17 protein-coding genes and 1 pseudogene are annotated in these 21,496 nt (G+C 47.4%); 6 read left to right on the forward strand and 12 right to left on the reverse strand.

Going from position 1 to position 21,496, the window contains the following annotated elements; translation table 11 throughout:
* Positions 1–138 precede the first annotated feature (138 nt).
* The 3 genes and pseudogenes from AC5I6P_RS24755 to AC5I6P_RS24765 all read right to left on the reverse strand — a co-directional run bounded on the left by AC5I6P_RS24755 (position 139) and on the right by AC5I6P_RS24765 (position 3,165).
* Entirely contained in the window at positions 139–2,274 is a 2,136-nt protein-coding gene (locus tag AC5I6P_RS24755; protein WP_495696523.1) for an SUMF1/EgtB/PvdO family nonheme iron enzyme, read from the reverse strand.
* 121 nt (positions 2,275–2,395) lie between these two features.
* Positions 2,396–2,803 (reverse strand): annotated as a pseudogene (locus AC5I6P_RS24760) (PIN domain-containing protein); the annotation flags it as partial.
* An 80-nt stretch (positions 2,804–2,883) separates the two neighbouring features.
* The gene (locus AC5I6P_RS24765; protein WP_495696437.1) at positions 2,884–3,165 is read right to left on the reverse strand and encodes a UPF0175 family protein; all 282 of its coding nucleotides are present in this window, start codon (positions 3,163–3,165) and stop codon (positions 2,884–2,886) included.
* A gap of 127 nt (positions 3,166–3,292) precedes the next feature.
* On the opposite strand from AC5I6P_RS24765, the gene AC5I6P_RS24770 reads away from it, so the two are divergent.
* The 3 genes from AC5I6P_RS24770 (at position 3,293) to AC5I6P_RS24780 (ending at position 5,574) form a co-directional block, all read left to right on the forward strand.
* Complete coding sequence (locus AC5I6P_RS24770; protein WP_495696438.1) at positions 3,293–3,622, forward strand: YnfA family protein; 330 nt, start codon at positions 3,293–3,295, stop codon at positions 3,620–3,622.
* A 76-nt stretch (positions 3,623–3,698) separates the two neighbouring features.
* Positions 3,699–5,351, forward strand: coding sequence for a cryptochrome/photolyase family protein (locus AC5I6P_RS24775; protein ID WP_495696439.1), 1,653 nt, complete (start codon positions 3,699–3,701; stop codon positions 5,349–5,351).
* Positions 5,352–5,373: 22 nt separating this feature from the next.
* On the forward strand, positions 5,374–5,574 hold the full coding sequence (locus AC5I6P_RS24780) for a hypothetical protein (RefSeq protein WP_495696440.1): 201 nt from the start codon (positions 5,374–5,376) through the stop codon (positions 5,572–5,574).
* Positions 5,575–5,734: 160 nt separating this feature from the next.
* Here AC5I6P_RS24780 and AC5I6P_RS24785 read toward each other — a convergent pair whose 3' ends face one another.
* The gene (locus tag AC5I6P_RS24785; protein ID WP_495696441.1) at positions 5,735–6,709 is read right to left on the reverse strand and encodes an S-layer homology domain-containing protein; all 975 of its coding nucleotides are present in this window, start codon (positions 6,707–6,709) and stop codon (positions 5,735–5,737) included.
* Between the two features lie 445 nt (positions 6,710–7,154).
* Here AC5I6P_RS24785 and AC5I6P_RS24790 point away from each other — a divergent pair, with 445 nt between their 5' ends.
* Both AC5I6P_RS24790 and AC5I6P_RS24795 read left to right on the forward strand, forming a co-directional pair.
* Positions 7,155–8,294: a hypothetical protein gene (locus AC5I6P_RS24790; RefSeq protein WP_495696442.1), complete on the forward strand. Its 1,140-nt coding sequence runs from the start codon at positions 7,155–7,157 to the stop codon at positions 8,292–8,294.
* Positions 8,291–9,148 (forward strand): potassium channel family protein, encoded by an 858-nt coding sequence (locus tag AC5I6P_RS24795; RefSeq protein ID WP_495696443.1) that lies wholly within the window; start codon positions 8,291–8,293, stop codon positions 9,146–9,148. Before AC5I6P_RS24790 ends, AC5I6P_RS24795 begins: the two co-directional genes overlap by 4 nt.
* A gap of 69 nt (positions 9,149–9,217) precedes the next feature.
* Here AC5I6P_RS24795 and AC5I6P_RS24800 read toward each other — a convergent pair whose 3' ends face one another.
* The 5 genes from AC5I6P_RS24800 to AC5I6P_RS24820 form a co-directional block, all read right to left on the reverse strand.
* The gene (locus AC5I6P_RS24800; protein WP_495696444.1) at positions 9,218–9,919 is read right to left on the reverse strand and encodes an acyltransferase; all 702 of its coding nucleotides are present in this window, start codon (positions 9,917–9,919) and stop codon (positions 9,218–9,220) included.
* Between the two features lie 270 nt (positions 9,920–10,189).
* The gene (locus tag AC5I6P_RS24805; protein ID WP_495696445.1) at positions 10,190–10,726 is read right to left on the reverse strand and encodes a glycosyltransferase family 2 protein; all 537 of its coding nucleotides are present in this window, start codon (positions 10,724–10,726) and stop codon (positions 10,190–10,192) included.
* A gap of 1,265 nt (positions 10,727–11,991) precedes the next feature.
* Positions 11,992–17,064 carry a translocation/assembly module TamB domain-containing protein gene (locus AC5I6P_RS24810; RefSeq protein ID WP_495696446.1) on the reverse strand — a complete coding sequence of 1,691 codons (5,073 nt, stop codon included), beginning with the start codon at positions 17,062–17,064 and terminating at the stop codon, positions 11,992–11,994.
* 185 nt (positions 17,065–17,249) lie between these two features.
* Positions 17,250–17,657: a hypothetical protein gene (locus AC5I6P_RS24815; protein ID WP_495696447.1), complete on the reverse strand. Its 408-nt coding sequence runs from the start codon at positions 17,655–17,657 to the stop codon at positions 17,250–17,252.
* Positions 17,658–17,799: 142 nt separating this feature from the next.
* Entirely contained in the window at positions 17,800–18,009 is a 210-nt protein-coding gene (locus tag AC5I6P_RS24820; RefSeq protein ID WP_495696448.1) for a hypothetical protein, read from the reverse strand.
* Between the two features lie 516 nt (positions 18,010–18,525).
* Here AC5I6P_RS24820 and AC5I6P_RS24825 point away from each other — a divergent pair.
* The gene (locus AC5I6P_RS24825) at positions 18,526–19,116 is read left to right on the forward strand and encodes a hypothetical protein (RefSeq protein ID WP_495696449.1); all 591 of its coding nucleotides are present in this window, start codon (positions 18,526–18,528) and stop codon (positions 19,114–19,116) included.
* 149 nt (positions 19,117–19,265) lie between these two features.
* Here AC5I6P_RS24825 and AC5I6P_RS24830 read toward each other — a convergent pair whose 3' ends face one another.
* The 3 genes from AC5I6P_RS24830 to AC5I6P_RS24840 form a co-directional block, all read right to left on the reverse strand.
* A complete protein-coding gene (locus AC5I6P_RS24830; protein ID WP_495696450.1) occupies positions 19,266–19,478 on the reverse strand; it encodes a high light inducible protein in 213 nt (70 codons plus the stop codon).
* An 85-nt stretch (positions 19,479–19,563) separates the two neighbouring features.
* Positions 19,564–20,388 (reverse strand): Npun_R2479 family HD domain-containing metalloprotein, encoded by an 825-nt coding sequence (locus tag AC5I6P_RS24835; RefSeq protein WP_495696451.1) that lies wholly within the window; start codon positions 20,386–20,388, stop codon positions 19,564–19,566.
* 145 nt (positions 20,389–20,533) lie between these two features.
* Complete coding sequence (locus tag AC5I6P_RS24840; RefSeq protein WP_495696452.1) at positions 20,534–21,430, reverse strand: aldo/keto reductase; 897 nt, start codon at positions 21,428–21,430, stop codon at positions 20,534–20,536.
* Positions 21,431–21,496: the final 66 nt, after the last annotated feature.

Genomic DNA, 21,496 nt, shown 5'->3' on the forward strand with positions numbered 1-21,496 from the left:
GGGCATCAATTCTTGAAGCACTATCTGTAGCTGGACTTTAGAGATTTGGTATAAGGCTCTTCCGCAGACCATTCTGCTCTTTATTAAGCACGAATATCGAGATTAGGAAAGTCATTCGCTCAAACCCTAGCCAAAGAGTCAACTAGTTCTGTTCAAAGGACAAAAGAGAACAGAGCTAGAAAGTCTCGGGGAAGGAGCAAAGAACCCGAAAACCGAGATCACTGTAGCGACTCTCGGGGAGACCCTGTTGCGGCAAGCAGAGCGGCAACTCGACGGATTGAGCTTCCACGAACCGCCGCGCAAGAGCCGAACAGCATTTTTGCGATTGGCTTTGCCAAGTTCTGAAGGATCGCTAGCCAATTCCCAAACCCGACCATCAGCAGGAGCGTTATTGTAATTCTCGTGCCAAGGATCAGCGCACCACTCCCAAACGTTTCCGTGCATGTCATACAGCCCAAATGCATTAGGTGGAAAACTGCCTACATCTGTTGTTTGCTCCCGGAAGATTCCTTTTGATCCGTTGCCAGAGTTTCCTAGATGAATAGAAACTTCGATTTTCTGATCTGTCCCTCGATAATTTGCTAAACCAGTTGTAATTGTTTCACCAAAATGAAAGGGCGTTGTGGTTCCTGCACGGCAAGCGTATTCCCATTCGGCTTCGCTGGGCAAGCGATAGGGTTTTCCAGTTTTTTTGGATAAGCGATCGCAAAACTCAACTGCTTCATCCCAGGACACAAGTTCAACAGGTCGATTTGCGCCTTTGAAGCGTGATGGATCGGGATTGAGATCGAGCTTGACTTTGGGAAGTGCTGCTACTGATCTCCACTGCGTCTGAGTTACTTCAAATTTGCCTATTTGAAAAGAAGCTACAGTAACTTCATGCTGCGGATCTTCATGACTAGTGTGTCCATCCTCCAACTGTGGTGAACCCATGAGAAACTTGCCTCCGGGAATTTCTACCATTTCCAACATAGTGTCGCCGCCTAAATCTTCTATGATTACGGCATCTATTGGGGATTTTGCCGAAGCCGACATCATTAATCTGACGCCTCCTGTAGCACCTCCAATACCTAGCCATATCAATACATCTCGTCGAGTACATAGTCGCTTTGAAGATGGTTGTTGGGCTGAATGTTGTTGATCTAAAGGTTCTTGTTGATCTCCGGATAGTTTCTGCTGATAATCCTCTTCCGCCGCCTCAAGAATTGGTTTTGAAATCGTTTCAACCTCACTAGCGGTTAGTCCCAACTCTTGACAGAATTCTTGCAACTCATCATTTGTTTCCGCATTTAAGGGATAATGACCTTCCTCGATCAGCCGAATCAGCATCTCCTCATAGTCTTCTTGCGCTTTCCGAATCGGCTCTTGTTCTTCTGCCTGTTCTTCTGCCAAAATCTGGTTCGCATCTGCAACTGACAAACCCAAATCTTCTCTCAGCCGCTTTAGGCGAATTGTTTTTAATGGAGACAGTTTACGATCGACTAAAAACTTCCTGACACAATCGCGGTACTGTTTTAGCTTGATCTCCTGATCGTAAGCGCGATCAATATTTACCTGAATCTCAACGTTCTCATCCAATGAAAGCTGCTCAGATAACTTTACTCCAACCGGATTTGAAACAGTTGTCAAATTCGATTTTTGCTTGAGCTTGGGTTTCAAGTGTTCTGGAATACTATCTTGTCCAATGTCTCTTTCCAGTGCATTAACTACTTCAAGCTTGCGCTGCTCCTGAGACACCGATCGACGAGGCGAGTTACCAGAATCTAAAATCGTTAGGTGAATCTGATTACAACCAAGTTTAAAGGACTGCTCAATCGGTCGTCCGTATCCAAGCGCTCTATAAAATCCGGTTGCAAAGGCGGTGGCAGCCTCATCTCGGATCTCTTGACTCATGCCAATCACATAGTTGACATGCTCCACGATCGCATCTGCCTGCATCTCTGAATAACACGCATTGAGCAGAACACACTCCACCTTGTCAGAAAACAGTCCAAAGAAATCCTTCAAGGCATCGGTCGAAACAAGCCGCTCTCGTCCCGCATCATCTTGCAAAACTAAGCCTTGCTCTCCCGTTCCATGCCCGCAGAAATGCACAATTTGCGGCTCATGCTTCAGCAATAGTCCCTGCAAATCCTCTGGACGAACCGCTAAACCCACCTCGACCTCAAACTGTTCGCGATCTCGCGATCGCTCAATCACGCCCTTCAAATCTCGAATTTCTTCGTTAAGGTTAAGATCTTTGCGCGGGTTAGAGGTGAGAATCAGGATCTTCATCACAAGGCAGTAGGCTGAGGTGAGGTTCTTCTGAAGTTGCGCTAATGACTTACTTCATTAGATTTATTCACCAGAGTAGCAAATCCTGATTCAAGATCTAGCGATAGGTTTCACGGTTGCGTCAGCGATCGCTCTTTTCTGATTGATGCTGCTCTAAAAGCAATTGAATTAACTGCGTAGAGGCTCGAAATGTAGTTTGTTGAAGGCGAGAAATTGCGTCTGGAAAATAGATTAAATCTTGCTTAGCAGCTTCATCTAACACACCCAATAACCCAGTGACATTTAAACCACGAGACTGAGCGATCTGTCTTCCCAACAAATCATCAATGAGCAGCAAGCTTGCCCTCTGATGCTCCGCCAACAAAATTGCAGCTTGTTCACCTCGATCAAGGACATCTAACGTGCGATCGGAAGAATCCTTAACTGTTTGAACGACCAACCAAGCGGGTGGATGATTAATCCAATTCTGAACTAGGACGGGCGATCGCACATCAGATAGCTCTTGTTGAACAATGGATGGAATGCAAACCTGAGTGTAAAGTTACGGAAGCAGTTCAACCTCGCCGATGAGCAAAAGATAACAAATAGGCGATGTATCTGACACAACAATCATGGTGTGTTCAGTTTTCCTGGTCGCAGTCGCTCATGGGTTTGGCGATCGGCTTCAAAATCTGCTTTGTCGTAGTGTAAATCAACACCTTTAGTTTTTAGAAATGCGTCAACTTCAAGGCGAGTGGAGATTCCTAGTAGCTCTCGCACTTTGCCCACACTGATTGAGCCTTCTTTGTGAGCTTCAATCACAATCATCTCGAGCAGCTTGCGTTCCAGACTACCCCATTTTACTTCTAGAGACTGTGCTACATCGTCAGGTAGAGCAATCTGAATCTGCATAAAGGCCACTCTAAGCATTATTTCTCCCATTGTACTGCGCGCCCCTAGGAAGCATTACCGCTTAATTGCATTCAATGGATTAGATGGCTACGTTTTGCAGGATGACGCTAAATTGAGATAAAACTCAATGCAATTAATAAAGTCTTTACTCTACTTCCTGTGGGCAGGAGTATTTGAAATTGGTGGCGGCTACCTTGTTTGGCTTTGGCTGCGAGAAGGAAAGCCGATTTGGTGGGGCGTGTTGGGCGCGATCGCACTAGCGTTATACGGTGTAATTGCGACCCTTCAACCCGCGAACTTCGGGCGAGTCTATGCGGCTTACGGAGGAGTATTCATCGTTATGGCAATGCTGTGGGGATGGAAAATCGACGGCGTAAGGCTCGATCGCTACGATCTCCTTGGGGCAGCATTAGCATTGCTCAGTGTATTCATCATTATGTTTGCACCAAGAGCTTAAAGACTGCTTCCTAAGACAGACGACTAGCCACTTCTTAACTTACAGTATTACGATACGTTAAGAGCTAAGAAACACTATGACAGTTGGCGTTTGGGTATTGGGCGATCAGCTTTGGGCAGGGCAAACCGCCCTGGAGAGTCGCTGCGATCGCAAAGAAAATACGCCAGTCATTTTCATCGAGTCAATGGCTCACGCTCAACAACTGCCGTATCATCTGCAAAAGCTGGTACTTGTGTGGTCAGCAATGCGGCACTTTGCTAAAGAGCTAGAGCAAGACGGCTGGACAGTGACATACAAGATTTCGCCCGATTTTCAAACGCCGCTTTTAGCATGGATCGAACATCATCAAATTACCGAACTGCGGATCATGACGCCGACGGATCGACCGTTTGCTGAATTGATTCAGAGCCTAGATCTTCCCTGTGACGTAACACTTACTCCTAGCAATCGCTTTATCTGGAGCGACCAGTCTTTCAACGACTGGGCAACATCTCGTAAGCGGTTGATCATGGAAGATTTTTACCGCGAAGGACGCCACCGATATGATGTGTTGATGGTAGACGACCAGCCTATGGGCGGACGGTGGAACTACGATCGCGAGAATCGTAAACCACCCAAAGGAAAACTTACGATTCCTGAAGCGCTCTGGTTTGAACCGGACGACATCACTCAAGAAGTAATCGATTGGATCAAACAATCACCAATCTTTGCAGACAGTCAAAAGTACTGGCAGATCGAACCGTTTCGCTGGGGTGTAACTCGCAAACAAGCCCTGCAAGTCCTACAATTTTTTATTCAAACTCGGCTCTCTAATTTTGGTCCTTATCAAGATGCGATGCTGATGGGCGAGCAGACCTTATGGCACGCCATGCTTTCACCTTATCTCAATATTGGATTGATTCATCCAAGCGAAGCGATCGAAGCGGCAGAGCAAGCCTACCGTGAGCATCCAGACGAGTATGACTTGAATAGTATTGAAGGATTTATTCGACAAATTTTAGGTTGGCGTGAGTATATGCACGGCATTTATATTCACATGGGAGCAGACTATCCGCAGCGTAACTTTTTCAATCACAATCAACCATTACCAGGATTTTACTTTACGGGTGAAACCGATATGAACTGCTTACACCACACGATTAAGCAGGTTAAAGAGATTGGCTATGCCCATCACATTCAGCGTCTCATGGTTCTAAACAACTTCTCGCTGATTGCTGGAGTATTACCACAAGAGTTGCAAGATTGGTTTCACTTAGCATTCATTGATGGATATGACTGGGTAATGCAGGCAAATGTAATTGGTATGGGTCAATATGCGGACGGCGGTTTGATGGCCTCGAAGCCTTACGCGGCATCTGCCAATTACATCAATAATATGAGCAACTATTGTAAGCAGTGTGTTTATAACGTGCGCGATCGCACCTCCGAAAACGCCTGCCCGTTCAATTTCTTTTTCTGGGATTTCCTCGATCGCAACCGCAAAAAATTGAGCAACAATCCCCGCATGTCGCTAATCCTGCGAAACTTAGAGCGCATTCCTGACGAAGAACTAAAGCAAATCCGCCAAAAAGCTGCCGACTGGCACAAACAGAATAACCGCACCGAATATCCGTTGCCCTCAACGCCCAATCATGGACAATCTGACCCCGCTACGCAACCAGTATCTCGAACTGACGAATCAGATCCTCCCCGCTCTAGCAAACGAAAGAAAGCTTCCGGTTCGGTTTAATCACTGCTTCCAGCGAATTGTGTTGGATAACCTGTTTGGTTGCTGTTGGTATAAGGTTCTGAGCCGCAAGCAGCCTGCTTACAAGCAACTGAGCAAAGAGCAGCTGGAAAAAGCCATTGCGATCGCGCAATCAATGATCGATCAACCTGATGAATACATTCGCCAACTGAATCAAAATAGCTTGAACTGGCGTGGGAAAGATAGACCCTCCCGTTCTGCTTGAGTGCCGATTAGCTAAAAACCCAACAACAGCGTATTCTCCGATTTTCAAAAAATCGGAGATTGCTTGGCCAACATGGGCTACAACCTCTCCAGATTTAGAGAGGGATTTAGGGTGAGGCCAACTTCTGAGAGACTGACGATGAGAAAAACAGAAAAAGCCGCTAATTCGCTTCAGGTCTCACAACATATTTTGCAGCACCTTGATTCTGCGGAAGCGGCTGAATTCTGCCACTGTCTACTAACGCCTGGTGCATGAAAGCAGCAATTTCGCCCCGTGTTGCAGGTTTAGTTGGGTTGAGAACTTTACGATTAGGATGATTGACCACAATGCCAGCACGAGTTGCTTCTGCAACACTACTGACCGCATATTTGGGAATTCGATTGGCATCTGTGTAGTATTGCTTCAAAAGAGCAGCCGATTGCTGAGTGCTTGCCGAATTCTTAGCCGCAGACTTTTGATTGGCTGGTGTTGAAGCTGAGGTAGCGCTGGCAGGAGCAGCCTGAGCCGAGCGGGGCGTCACAAAAGGTTGCATCAGCGCAAGAGAAGCAAAAGGCAGCGCGATTTGTCGTCGCGCTCGACGATTCGGTTGAGCAGCGGCGGGCTTAGCTTGAGCTTTATTGGTTGCGATCGCCGCAGTCGCAGGGGCTTGGTTTGCTACCGATGCGTCTTTTAGCGACAAGTTCCGCGCCAAAGCAACCAACGCTTCAACACGACTCACAGGCTGTTGAGGGCGGAAATCACCACCTGGATAGCCGCTCAGAAAGCCAGTTTCGTAAGCTTCCTCGATCGCAGGGGCTGCCCAATTTCCTTTGGGCACATCTTTAAAGGCGCTGCCACTCGAAATTTGGCGCTCGCGCTGTTGAGAAAAGGCTTGCCGGACAATCGCCGCAAACTCATCGCGATCGACGGTTTGATTGGGGCGGAAGGTTCCGTCGGGGTAGCCCGTAACGATGTTACGCTCTGCCAATGCAGCAATAAACGGCTGTGCCCAGTAATTTTTGGTATCTGGAAAGTTTCCTGCTTTGTCCTGAGCGGCAACCGGATGAGGATTGGACGAGACCATTGCGATCGCGCCTGAGAGTAACCCAATACCTAGTAAAGACGCTCCAACAACAAATCGACGTGATATGACCATAGAGCGTTTCCCCTGCATAACAATTTACTTGACCAAAAATATGTACTCGGAAGTTACCGCTTTTTCTGCTCAATGTTGTCCACCAAATGGTAGAAATTAGTGTCGAATTCGTGATTTTTCTGTGACTTCAAGTATGGCTTTAGGAGGGCTATAAGTGGAAATAGAGCAGCTTCATTTCTTCTTTCGTCACTTCAGCGATTAAATTACTAAGTTATTCGCTGCTTATAAACGAGTGTTACAGACTCGCTGAACGACCTGATTTTATTGCCCCAACCTTCTCATTCTGTTAATCAGTTTAGGCTCATACTGCTAATCAGTTTAGGCTCATACTATGAGTGCAAATAGGGAGTGCAAATAGGCATTCTACCGATGCATTTATGTCCACAGTGATATCAGCGATCGATCATTAGTTCCTACACTGGAAATACAATCATCGGTATTGGCTATGGCTAAAGATCAATTGCAGCAACCCTCACGTCCAAAGATGCAGAAGAGCGAATCTGGACAAATTGGGAAAATAACGGAAACTGTATTCAAAACCGGAAAAGGAGCGATTAATCTTGCGCTGTGGTTGGGCGGAACTGTCCCTAAGCAGGCCGTGCGCTGGATTGGTAGCGCCACTGGAAGAGCTGGACAAGCCGTAAACTTTGTTGGACAGCTACCTTTGCTGAGAAATCCGGTGGTCAGACGATTAGCGGGAGTTCTGAAGCTCGATTGGCTGGTCGGAATTAGCGATCGCGTGGATACGACGAAAGCAGAAGCTAGGGTAAAAGAACTCCAGCAAAAGTATCCGAATGAATCTCCCAGCCAAATCACGCATCGATTGATGGTGAAAAAGGCCCTGAAAGCAGGAAGTTCGGGCTTTGTCACTAGCCTTTTGCCCGGATTTGCAGTTGCCCTTTTAGCGCTTGATCTAGCCGCAACTACGGCGTTGCAAACTGAATTGGTCTATGAAATTGCCGCCGCTTACGGATTAGATTTGAAGGACTCGGCTCGTAGAGGCGAGGTTTTAGCCATTTTTGGTCTAGCTGTTGGCGGCGGCAGGGCGCTAAAAGCTGGATTAGGATTCCTTCGTAATATACCGCTCGCAGGCGCGATGATTGGCGCAAGTACAAACGCAACGATGCTCTATTCGTTGGGCTATGCCGCGAGTCGATTCTATGAAGCTAAACTTCGAGATGGAGCGGAAGAACCTAGTACCGAAGCACTGCAAGCAATTGAGAAACAAACCGAGCAATATTTGACAGTAGCGATCGCGCAACAGGCAATCATGGATCAGATTCTGGTTCACATGATTTTGGCAAGCTACCCAGAAAAGACGTGGGATGATATTTTGCCCGACCTGCAAAAAATGCAGCTAGAGCAGAATTCTTTAAATGCGATCGCGGCAAATATTAAAGCTCCGCAACCGTTAATCACCTTAGTGGATCAACTCAACTGCGACTTTGCGGTTCCTCTATTAGCGCAGTGCCGTCGCATCGCGCAAAGTAGCGGAACGATATCCCCGCGCGAAGCAGAAGTCTTGGAGGCGATCGAAGAAAAGTGTAATGCGGACGAGCTGATTCGGAGCAGTTCAGAATTATGAGTGAAAGTCCGTCTCGAAAGCAGACGCTGCGATCGCAGACTCAGTTGGCGGTGGATCAAGAGCGGTGGGAGATTCTCCAGCAGTTAGAAGATTGGCTTGAAACCCCACTTCTAGTGTTGAGCTTTTTTTGGTTAGCGTTATTCACCATTGAATTGATTGGGGGACTAAATCCGCTTCTAGAAACGCTGGGGATCGCAGTCTGGATTATTTTTATCGCAGATTTTGGACTCAAGCTGCTGCTTGCACCCCGTAAGTTCAGTTACTTACGTCAGAACTGGCTCACCGCAATTTCACTGCTTCTTCCTGCCTTGCGGATATTCCGAATTGTCCGAGTGCTGCGAGTGTTGCAGACCGCACGAGCGGTACGAGGCTTGCGGTTACTGAGCGTGATGACCCGAACCAATCGAGGCATGCGGGCGCTCGCAGCGAGTATGCAGCGACGTGGATTTAGCTACGTTGTTGGACTAACGGCAATCATCACACTGACTGGCGCAGCCGGAATGTATGCCTTTGAAGGCGAAGTTTCCAATTCAGGAATCACCGACTACGGGTCTGCGTTGTGGTGGACGGCAATGCTGATGACGACGATGGGATCAGACTATTCGCCACAAACCGCAGAAGGGCGAGTATTGTGCTTTATTCTAGCGCTCTACGCTTTTGCTGTGTTTGGGTATGTCACAGCAACGATCGCAACCTTTTTTGTTGATCGCGATGCTAAAGATCCAGACGCAGAACTTGCAGGAGCAAGTGCCATTGCCCAGTTACATGCTGAAATTACAGCTCTACGCGCCGAACTCCAAACATTGCACTCCGGTTATCCATTAACCCCTGAAAACATCGATGAGATTTCATGAATTCGCAGTTGCGAAGCAGTTCTTCGTTTCCTCAGAGGCGTTGTCTTCGTTATTAAGTTGTCCCCGTTACTAATAGGAGGCCGCCTGTAGGCGTTCGACTTTCGAGTGCCCACGTTTGCCCGTCACTCTCGCAGGCACACCCATCGCGATCGAGTAGGGCGGAATATCGCGAGTCACCACAGCCCCCGCTCCAATCACGCTGCCTCTGCCAATTTTGACCCCATCTAACACTCTCACCCCCGTCCCTATCCAACAGTCATCCTCAATTTCAATTCCCTTGCACGTTAATCCCTGAAGTCGGAACGGCGTGTCGGGATCAGAGAAAACGTGATTGTTGGCATACAGCGAGGAGTTGGAAGCAATCATGCAATCCCTGCCAATTTTAATGGAGCCAGGCCCAGCAATGCAGACATAAGGACCAATATAGGTTTCCTCACCAATTTCAATGCCTCCCCCTTCGTGATCGTAAGCTCTAATTTGAACGCCCTGATCCAGCGAAGCACCATCCTTGAGACGAATCGGATTGCCTTTATTACTGATATAAGAGCCGCGATACACTCGGACGCGATCGCCGATTTCAATGGTGTCGATGCCAATAAACTGAACATTAGTTTGAATGGTGACCGATCTTCCCACTTTTCTAAAAATAGCAGGATAGATTAAATTTCTAATTGCGCTTCCAATCGGACTCGGGATCGCTCCAAAAATCCCTGTAAGCAAATATTCTTTTCCGTACTTTTGAATTAAGGAAAACGTGATTTTTCGGCTCATTGGTACTAACACTCCCTGGTTTTATCTAAATTCGTTAAATTGCTACTTAACCGCTAAATACAATGGCTGAGCGGAACTGCCGTGGAACTGAAATTCTCTAATTTTTATAATTAGGCTAGGTTTGATTTGTTACCTAATCAAAATGTTGAGTCCTGGACAAGAGCTTAGAGTTTCATAAGCTATTACTTTCATAAGCTATGAATAGTAGTAATAGCGATATGAATTTGTTCTGCCCAAATTTGCATCATTTAGCACGTGAGCAACCATTCTTTATTCATCAGATTTGCTTAATTTCTCAGAGAGCCATTCTTGCGGATCCTGCTGCCACATAAAATCATCCACTGACAGCAACGGTGTTTCTGGAGCTTCTTCTAACAGTGGAAACCGGGGCGATCGATCAATCTGGAGATTGCTACATCTGCGGCCATAAACGCCACTAAAGCAATTCTCCAAAAATGCGCCCCTTGAGTGGTTCATCAGTTCAACATAGTGTTCTAAAAAATGAGGAACAACAGCTTCCTCAAATGTGATGAACTTGAAGTAAGCTCCGGTTGCCAACTTAAGAATGCAATTGCGATTTGAGAGTTCTTGCTGCGCTTCTGCGTGCCGATAATACCGGATTCGACTATCTTTTGAGGCGTAGCTTCTACCAATTGCTTCTGTTTGATCGGTTGAAGCATTATCTAAAACAATGAGTTCAAAATTTTGAAACCGTTGTGACAAAATCGAATCGAGCATCGTTTGAAATATATATCCGCCGTTTCGTACTGTGAGTCCTAAGCTAACAAGAGGCTGAAGTGTAATCATCTGAATTTTCCTGACAATTTTAAGAACGTCTCAATGCAGATCAAATTTGCTCAAACATCGTCTTATATTTAACAAGGAGCTTTGCTTTTTCAATCAAATCAATGCTTGAAGCAGCAGTGGAGCCATCGCAATGGAGAAGATAATTAAAACGCTAGCGTACAAAAATTTAGATGACTAGTTCTACACTTGTAGAAATGCAAAGAAGTTAGTGCTGCAATGATAGTTTGAAGTATTAGGACACTAGATTTAATCGATACTAAGACAGATTTGATCTAGATAAATCAATGCTGCAAGTAATTGTTTGACATTAAGAAAAAGTGCTTTGCCTAATATAAAGCGTCGGCAACTCAAACTAGCTCTTGTGAAAAAATTTGCAGGCTATGAACCAATGCATTAGCAAAGTTTAGATTCAGCTCAAACAGCAAGTTAAAGCTTCTGAGAAAAATTGGATGGCTGCACTTAAAAAATCCAACAACCGAATCAAGATTAGAAGGAATGAAGCGAGGCAGCTATTTATGGGGGAGTCAAGCCTCCAGGAATTCGCACGGCTGCGACACTCTGCACTACCCATTTAGAGCCCACGAACAGCCTACCCTTCAGCAGCCTTTGCTGTGTGTGGGCGGGGAGAGCCGATCGTAGTAAATCTAATAAAGGCATAAATCTTAGATCTTGAGCAGTAAGCAGATCGGACGAATTACTTGCACCTATTCTACAAGAGGCATTTCAGCCACCGTAATTACCGCAGGATTACTTCATCATTCCTTCAAACTTCCAATTATGTCGTAAAGGGAAGATGAAGTTCTTACTAATCGAGTAATAATTTTTAGAGATTCATGTACCTGGAGATAGATGCGCTCCATCGTTGAAAGACTTTGCTGGTCTTGAATCTATCTTTTTCTGAAACAGCAGAGTTAGGATGTGAAGCTTGTCTAGCGTCTGAGCAGTAGTACTACAGGCATCTATTGAGGAATCTGGCGAGTGTACATACTCTCGCTTGCACAAGGCTGATCTTTTGTTCTGCTACAAAGCGAACGATCGCGTCAATCCAATTCAAAGTGACCAATCGCGCCCCAATCCCGGGTGCGGCTATGACGGCTGCCAATTCGATTCTACTTCCGCTTCAGATCATTCATCACCTCCTAGCCGATCATTGATCGGCTGATTGAGCTTCAGCACAAAACGGAGCCGTCAGACAATTCCTTCTACAGCTTGCCAAATTGTCATCTTTGATGCTGAATCTAGCTGCTCAGACTGAATTTGAACTTCTAAAATCTAGTCTGATATTCAACCACAGCACGGCTATCTCCAGCGAGATCTGTTGAACCTCGAACAAGCGTTTCATCATTGATCCGATAGACCACCCCGTAGCGCAAGGGTTCGTCACTCGCAAAAACTCGCGATAGAGACACCGAGAAATCACCACTTACATCAACGATCGCTTCTGCCGCCAAACTTAGCGTTGAGGAACGAGCCTTGGTGGCATTTACAACCGTCGGAAAAATTCGCAACTCGCTTAACCCGATCGCTTGCCCGAGTTGCGTAATTGTTCCCTGCAATTCATTCGACAAGGCTGTGCTGGCAATGTTGGCAATGCCAACCGTCGTGCCTGCTTGTCCGATCGTGTCGATCAGCCCTCCGCCGACCAGCGCTAAAATTTCAGTCCTGCTTCGGGCTGGCGAACTTGTGAGCGCCAAATTCTCAGATAATTGGCTGGCAGGCCCCGTGGCTTTTGCCTCAACTCGAATGGTGCGCAAGGTTCCGATCGAAGTTGCCAATTCGTTTGCAAACGGGCTGTCTGCAATCTCACTGGATTGGCGTGAGCGTGGTAAACGGCTGCCCGTGGTCTCCGGAACCAATGCAAATAGCTGCACATCGAGAACAGGATCGAGTCCATTAGCAGGGGTGAATTGGGCGGTGTGTTGGTAGCCTCGTTCCAATCGAAACTGGGTTGTAAAGAGGTTGACTTGCCCTCCAGTTAAACGCACCGTGCCCTGAGGGCGGGGTTGTGCAAGGGTTCCGTTTAATGTGATTGTTCCTTCAGTAGTAAAGCTGACTAAGGGTGGACTCGTGACACGCACACCATTAGCAAGAACGATTTGCAAATCGTTGAATGCGATCGGGGCTGATGGAGATGCACCAGCCGTAGGCGTTGTAGATGGCGTTGGTGTTGAATCTGGAAGTGTGATGGAGCTTTGATTAATTCCTTCATCTAAGTTCGATGACGTTGCTGATGATGTTGCGGTTGCATTTGCGGTTGTCCTGGTTCTGCCCGCCTGTGCGCCAACGTTTGCTTCTCCATTACTGAGACGAATTGTACCGCCCAGCGTTGGTCGAAATGCGGTTCCTCTCACCACCACATTTCCACCCACATCACCTGTGTAAAGATCAGTTACATTGAGCCTTAGATCATTCAAGGCAACAGTAAGCGGATTTGCGGCTGCCGCTTCGACTGCACTTGTTGTTGCAAGAATAGGTAGAATGCCCTGCGCCGTGAGAGGCTGTTGATCGAATTGAGCTTGCAGCGTTTCGACAGTCACGCGATCGCCGTTAAATCGGGCGACTCCAGTGACATTCGTCAGTGATCGCGGCAGTGCTGAAGCGCGAACAGTCGCATTCTGAACGGCAACCGTTCCTTGAATCACAGGTCGGCTTAGAGTTCCGGCTACATCAACATTGAGCTGTCCCGCGCCATCGACCCATGCTACTTGATCGGTGAACAGATTCAGCAAGGCAAATCCGCCGTCTTTTAGCCTAGCTTGGAGTTGAATTTGATCAGTGGTGGGTTGAACAGAGGAGAATGGGAGCGCGATCGGAATAGTACCTGCAACGCTTAGGGGTTCCGTTTCGGTTAAGAAGATGTCGCTATCAAACCGCAGCCGAGCATCACCATACTGGAAATTCAGGTTGGCTTGCTGAATCGGTTGCTCGTTTACCCTGCCATTGACAATGTTTAGCACACCATTAGCGCTGGGATTATCTAAACTTCCCGATAGCGTTGTCGTTGCGTTTAATCGACCTGCTAAGTTGACAGGTAGTTGTCTGAGAAACGGTTGGGCTAACTCTAGCGGCAGGTTGCTAACGCGCAGTTGTCCGTTTAAGGTATCTCCCACTCTTCCATTAAAGGCGAGTGTGCCGTCGTTGATATCGAGTCGCACCGGGGAAACATCTAGCACGCCATTGGCAAAGTTGCCTTGAGCAACCAAAGTCTTGATGTCGTAGTTGCCCCAATCGATGTCTGAGCCGCGCACATTAAAGTTGAACGCTAATCCACGTTGTAGCGATCCGCCAATGTTAATTGCGCCGCTCAGATCGCCTTGTAATTCTGCTAGAGGTGGCAGTGCGGCTACTTCAGGCTGGCGGCGCTGCTGAGCAATTTGGCGTTGAACCTGTGCCAATTTTTGCAGTCGCGTATCTAGTGGAGTGTTCGCCAGTTGAATTTGATCGAGGGGTTTTAGATCGGCGGCTTGTCCTGGCGCAGGGGATTGCACTCCCGTTACGATATCACTTAGCTGAGAGATGCCGAGCGTTTGCAGCAGCGTTTGAATATTTTCATCATTGAAAGCAATTTGGAATTGAACAGGTTGATCTCCTGTGGTTTGAGCAGTGCCGTTGAGCGCAATGATGCTCTCCCCTCGGCGTAACTCTCCGCCTGAAAGCCGAGCAACTCCATTGATAAAGCTGAATTGTCCTCGAAATTCGTCTCCGGCAATTCTGCCAAATCGGGGGTTGGCGATCGCAACCCTCCCTTCAGCATTCAAGGTGTTCAAGTTAACCGCAACATTGCCCGATAGATTGCCAGCCGCCGATGCCAAAGTTTCTGCTGCTTGGGGAGCCACCTGACGTAGCAACGAAACCGGAACATTCTGCAAATCTGCTAGGAGTGTTTCGCCCGTTGTCCGTCCCCGTGCGATCGTTTGCTCTCGCTGAATAAAGAACGACGTGGGACGATTGTTCGCATTGAGTGACACCACAATCTGATCTTGAGTGCCAGCAATGCGTTCACCTGAAAGCTGTAGCTCGGTGCGTTGTTTGGCACGATAAGCTAAGTTCCCTGCCAGCACTGGATCGAAGGCTAATCCGTTGACGTTGAGATTCCGCAGTCGCAGATCACCGATGGCATTGGGGGCGCTAGGCGTGCCCGTCACCCGCCCGTTAAAATCGGCTTGTCCTACCAGCGCTACGTTATTAGGCAGACTAGAAGCAAAATCTCGAATATCGAAACCGCTTGCTTGAACATCTAGATTGAATGCACTAATTTGAGGTGCGCCTTGCGTCTGAACTCCCACCGTTCCTCGCGCTACCAATCCTGGGGCAATGGCTTCTTCAACCTGCACCTGCTGACCATTCCACCGAAACTGAGCCGTCAACGGATCGTTAACGACGGCCAATCCTTCTGAAAAGCGCACTCGCCCGGCTGCCCGAACGTCAGCTAGGGTGAGCGCATCTGTATTGCCCGATAGCTGCACGTTGCCGCTTAGTCGTCCCCGCAGATCTTGAGAAAACTGAGCCAGCGCGACCCCAGCTGTATTCACCGATGCCTGGAACTGTCCGTTCAGTAATCGACCCGTTGCTGCGATCGTGCCGCCTGTCGAAAGGCGCGCTCGCCCGGCTGCCCGAATGCCCTCCGAGTTTAACGAATTTGTGTTGCCTGATAGCTGCACATTGCCGCTCACCTGTCCCCGCAAATTTTGAGCAAACCGATTTAACGCCACTCCTGCTGCATCTGCCGACACTTGGAACTGTCCGTTGACCAGTTGACCTGTTGCGGCAACCGTTCCACCTGCGACTTGAAAGGTTGAATTTTGTAGGCGAACTTGCTCACCCGCAATCACAACTTCGCCTCTTCCGGGGTAAGTAGCTTGCGGGGCTTCAAACCGTACGGTTGTTCGTAAAGCATTGGGAGAGCCAGAAACAGTTGCGATCGCATCTACAGTGCCAATGGTGATTGCTGAATTATTGGTGTAGAGGTTTGCGATCGCGTCTCCTGGTATATTGCTTGCCCGTCCACTAAACGCAATATTAGACTGTTGAGTGAGCAGAACTCGCCCGTCGCCTGTGATCAAACCACCTGCTTGAGGCACAGCTCGAACGTTAGAAAAAGCAACGCTGGGCGTGCCTGCGGTTTTGAGTTGAAAGCCACTGCTAATGGACGCAAAATCAACGCGATCGATCTGAGCGGCGCGAGTTGTGCGGACAGTTCCATTCAGAACTGGTTTTTCGAGTTCTCCCTGAAGTTTGAGATCGGCTTGAAAGGTTCCCTTAACGGGAACAGGTGAGGTTAGTTTAAGGGTTTTAATCACGTCTTCTGCTGTCGTCGATTGCACCTTAGCAGAGACGTTGTAGCCCTTTTCTGTATCGATCGTGCCATTGGCTACAGCCGGAACACTACCGAACCGAGAGCGAACATTGTTCAGCGCGATCGTGGTTCCTCGAAACGTTAGTTGCCCGTTTGTATTAACAAACCGCTGCGGCAGCCTTTCAACTTCTAGGGTGACATCATCTAGCGTTGCCGTTCCTGACAGCGATGGATTTTGATTTGGACGCAGTTGAGCCATCAAGTCGCCATCGACCCGACCCGCTTGCAGTGCGACGGGCAACTTCACCAATCGAGTGATATCTGTTGCCAGTACGCTCCGGGCTTGCAGGCTCAGATCGGTGTGCCTAGACTGGGGGCGCGTCTCTCCTGACAAATCAATTGTGCCGCCTTTCGCGATTTGACCACGGGCATCATACCGAAAGCGCTGATTTTTCTCTGACAGTCGAACCACTCCATCGAGTTGATTGATCGCAATTGCACGTTTGGGAATTCGAGGATCAGGAAAGGGCTGCAAAACGGCATTGCCTTGGCGAATCCGAATCGACTGCAAATCAGTTTTAATCGGACCTGATTCTTCCTGCGTTTTGATGGTGGTGGAAATCCAGGTTCCGTCTTTTGTTTGGTCAAGATAAGCATCAGGCTGATCGAGCGTGACGTTCAGTTCTAACGTTCGGCTCAACAGCAGTTGCAACAGCGAAAATTCTACCTCGACCGCTTTAGTGGTGAGGCGATCGGCATCGGTAGGCGTCGCCGGGACAGACGACGCCCCAAAGCGGATTCCGGTAAATGAAACCCGCTCAACCTGTCCTAGTGCGACGGGTCTACTTAGCAATTCCGTGAGGTTACGTTGAATTAGAGGAGCTAGCTCTTGATGAATCCAGACCCACGCCCACCAAGCGCCCCCTGCGACAGAGAGGAGCAGAATTGTGCTAAGTGCGATCGCGGTACGACTAGTAAGCAGGCGTAGTAAATAGCGATAGAAGGAAGGGGGAGTTTGCTCAGGAGGGGGGGCTTGAGACATCGTTTAAGAGCCTGCGTCTATCATTAGGCAGATCTAACTAACGGTCATACCCTAGCAGGACGCATTCTCATTTATCGTCTACCCATAGACGGCTTTTTAGCTCTATTTAGCATCAACAGTATTGCTCTAAGCAACCAGCACTTTATGCAATTAATTCCAGTATTACTGCGACCAGCTTTGCTGTGCTAAGGGCATCGCTCTAGCGGTGCTGTCAGTGTTGCATTTTGATTGACATCGACGATGATCTTTTGCAAATCGCCCTCTTCAGGCACATCTACTTTTATCTTTAATTCCACCAGACTCGCAACATTGACGCTGACCTCAAGCTGAACATTCTGAGTGGGAATTTCTCGCGCTCTGATTTGTTGACTCGCCATTTCTATTACATTGAGGGCTTGATCAACTGCCGTTGAGATCGTTTCTTCGGCAATATCAGATGCCTTCTCTTTTGTTTTTTGTGCGATTTTTTCGGCTTGCTCCTTTCCGGCATCTTGGGTAGAGAGAGCAAGAGTTTTAAGCGCTTTCCCTGCTGTAGAAAGAAAGAGGGTTTTAAGCGTTTTCGCTCCTATTGTTTGTAGCAGATTCAAATACATTAATCCTTACTGTGTATCCAACGGCACTATGTAAGATGATCGGTATTGCTGAATGGAGACGTAAATTATCACTTCCCTACCCCTCTCTTGCTTTGGAGACACTGCACAGTAGATTCTAGAGAGCAGTCCCAAGGAGCAAACCTTACTGAGATGAATTGTTTACTAAAAGAGCGCGAGTTGCTGCAATAGACGCTGTTCCTAAACCAATAAAGACCCATCGAAACTCGTCTGTCTTTGGAATTCCCATAAAGATAAGCGCTGCGCCAATCATTCCGAATAAATGAGACAAACTTCGTCGTTGACGTCGCTCAGGACTCCAAATATCTTGCCGTTGATTTTGTAAATTTGCCATAGTACTCACTTACAATTTTCTAACTAAAATTTTTCTAACTAATCTTATCTAGCTGATATTCAGCAAGTTGTCTCCTAAGCCAAAGCTAATTCAAACATCAAGTACTACCGCCTCTGTGCGCAGTTTCTAACCAAACCACCTTGTTGCTTCTATACATCGTAGTGTCAAGGTAAGCTGCACTCATCTGACAAAAGCAGTAATTCAAATAACAATCTTTCTGTAAATTAAAGTTATTTCGGTTAGACGTCGAAGGCAAACAAAACAACATGAGTCTAACTTTAGTATTAGATTCAACAGTATTAAATTTACTGCTGGCACTACAAAAAACGGTGGATAAACCTACCATTCGGACGAGCGTATTTAGGTAGGGGTAAGGCTTACGATGAATAGTAGAGTAAAACTCTGAAGGAATCGCCGTTACCCCTCTTTAAACAGATCCTTTAACAAAAAATGGTGAATCAACGTTCTCAAACCTCATCACACATAACCCAGAAAACGGCTTTAGAAGAAGAGCGTATGCGTGAAATTCATCTGCTGTTACAGCATTTGTTTAAGCATGAGGAAACTACACTTCGACTGATTTTAGATGACTTGTACGACGTTGGTTCTAAAAATCTAATTAAGCAAAAAATTCGTTGTCGTCCCATTCGAGGGTTAGTAGAGCCGATCGCTAAAATGTCTAAGCCTGTGTTTAGAATTTTCGCGGTTCGGTGGTTTCATAAAAATTGTCCTCAGTTAATTACGCAATGGTTGCGATCGCAAGTTGCGTTTGAAGAACCATTTCAAGAAACAACGGTCACTCAAGATATCACTGTCTCTACTCCAGAGGTGCGAGCAATCAGCGCTGGGCATACTTCCGAAGAAATTGCGATAACCCCGCACGAGCAGCCTGAACTAGCGACTCAAATCCATCATTATCAACACGAAATTCGACGGTTGCACACACAGGTTAGATGGTTAACAGGAACGTTAGTCAGTGCGATCGCACTGTTGGGAGGATCGCTCCTTTGGGTCAGCTACAATCCTGAGTCAATGGCGTCTCGAACGGCATTGCCCTTACAACCAATTGCAATTGAAGATACCAATCCTAAGCGCATTCAGCCTTAAAGCAGAGCGCGGTTATCGCAATCGTAATCCCTACCGAACCAGCAAAAAAATTAGAGTAGAAGCGTTCAGGAACCACCATTCCCGAAAGTTTCTACTCTAAACTATGTTCCTTGACTAGAAAATTTGAACTGTCCCGTTGCACTACGGATTCATGACAGGTTCATTAAAAATTCAAGTACTCCCTGCCCGGTCAACGCTTCCAAGACGAGCAAAGAGACAAACCCAATCATGGCAAGGCGATCGTTGAGCAATTCGGCTTTCGGCGTGAACCCAAACTGAGGTTGGTCAGTCACGTACATGCGCGGCTCGATCGCGAAGTTATTTAGCTTGCCTTGCTCATCTACAATTGCGCCGCTCTTCATGAGTTGCTTCAACGTTTTCTTAATTTCTTTACATATCTTAAGATAATTATTGCGTTTTGTAAAGAACAACGTTAGCTTTTGTTGCTTACTCGTGTTCAACAACGAATACATTGGCATAAAGGTTCGCAACGATTTGCTGCCCCTGCTGCGTTAAGTTGAGATAATGCAAGGCATCTTGAATGTAGGGATGAACGCCGTTCCAGAAGAATTTTGGGTAGTTTTTGCGGAGATCAGACGGGTTCTGATAGCCAAGAGCTTGGTTTACCCCTGTTTCTTCAAATTCATAATACAGAGCAGTGATTTTCTTGAGATACCGTGAGTCGCTCAACTGTCCGATCAGATCGGCGGCTCGCACGAGCCCAGGGTAGTACACCGTATCTTTGTGATCTTCGGCCTTGGGGACAGGAAAGCGCGTGAGTTCAATGTTGCGTTTGATCGTTTGAGCATCAATCAAGGCGTGATCTTTGAAGCGATCGTCGATGAACAATTTGCCCCGATCGACATGATAGGGCGTCAAACTAGCGTCACTGGCACCCAGGGGGAGTGATATTCGACCTCCATTAATTCCGGTAGCGTAAAAGCCATCGCGATCGCTGCGGCAAACCCCTTTGACATAGCCAATGTCATGACACGTCAACGAAATGATGAAGTGCAGCCAATCCTCACACGACACGCCACCATCTCGAATGTGTCTACCCCGCAGAATTTCCTGCCCAACTAATGTAACCAGAATTGTGTGTTCGACATCATGGTAGAGGGCATCACTATTGGCGATATTTTCTAGCGCCATGTTGCCTGCCCAAGCCAGGATATCAGCGTAGTTTGATTTGTAGTTGCCATATGTCCGCCGATAACCTGCTTGAAGCTGCTGCACAAAGGCATCAATCAGAAGTTCGATCGCACTAAACATAAAAAGTAATTCGTAATTGAATGAGTCAGACGTTTTTGAGCAGATTTCTAAACGCTCTAAACACTAGAGTCAGCCTAGTTTGCCCAAACCAGTCGGGTTGCCTCTGCTCTCTCTTCAACTACGAACTTCAACCCCGAATGACAACCTACGAATTCATCTCGTCTAGTAGTCCAATCTCGGCTTCGGTAAATCTGACTTGTGTCGCTGTCACTGAGTCTGCAATGCTTTCGGGTTTACTCGCTCCCGGAATCGGAATAATGCTAGAAGATTTTGACAGCATCCAGGCAAGAACGAGGCTATAAACAGAAATGCCTTTGTCACGGGCAAGATTCGCGATCGCTTCTACGCTACTCAACTGCTGCACTCGCCGACTTCCACCGAGCGGACTCCACGGCAAGAAGCTCAGCCCTTCTGCTTCGCAATAGTTCAGTACACCGTCAAACTCAGGCTCGCGATGCCACGGATTATATTGATTCTGCACCGAAACTACATCGACGACTTCTCGCGCTTGCTGAATCTGATCGACCGAGAAGTTGGAGACGCCAGCATAGCGAATGAGTCCTTCTGCAACCGCTTCTTTAACAGGCTGAAGAGACTCTGCGATCGTATAGTTTGGATCAGGCGAATGGTACTGCCAGAGGTCGATCGGCTTTTCGCCACCCAACGCCTCAAAACTTTCTCGAATGGTTTGACGCAAATGATCTGGATTGCCGTTGCGTGTCCAAGTGCCGTTGGGCCGCATCAAACCGCCCTTCGTTGCCACTATAACCCGGCTCAAATCTCCTGAGTATTTTTGCAGCGCTTTCCCAATCAGGCGTTCATTATGGTGTTTGTCTGATTCATCCATGCAGTAAGAATCGGCGGTATCGATCAGCGTGACGCCCAAATCTAAGGCTCTATGAATCGTTGCGATCGATTGGTCTTCGGGAGGTCTGTTGCTAATAGACATCGGCATTGCGCCTAATCCAATCGAGAAAACCATCTTTCCGGTTTTGCCGAGTTCTCGTAAAGTCGGCATTTGAACAGTTTCTTGGGTTCCCATCGTACGACCTCTAGATAATCTCTCCAGTAAAAAAGGAGAATTGAGATCGCCACTTCACACTTAAGT

This window comes from Myxacorys sp. (genome assembly GCF_059501405.1).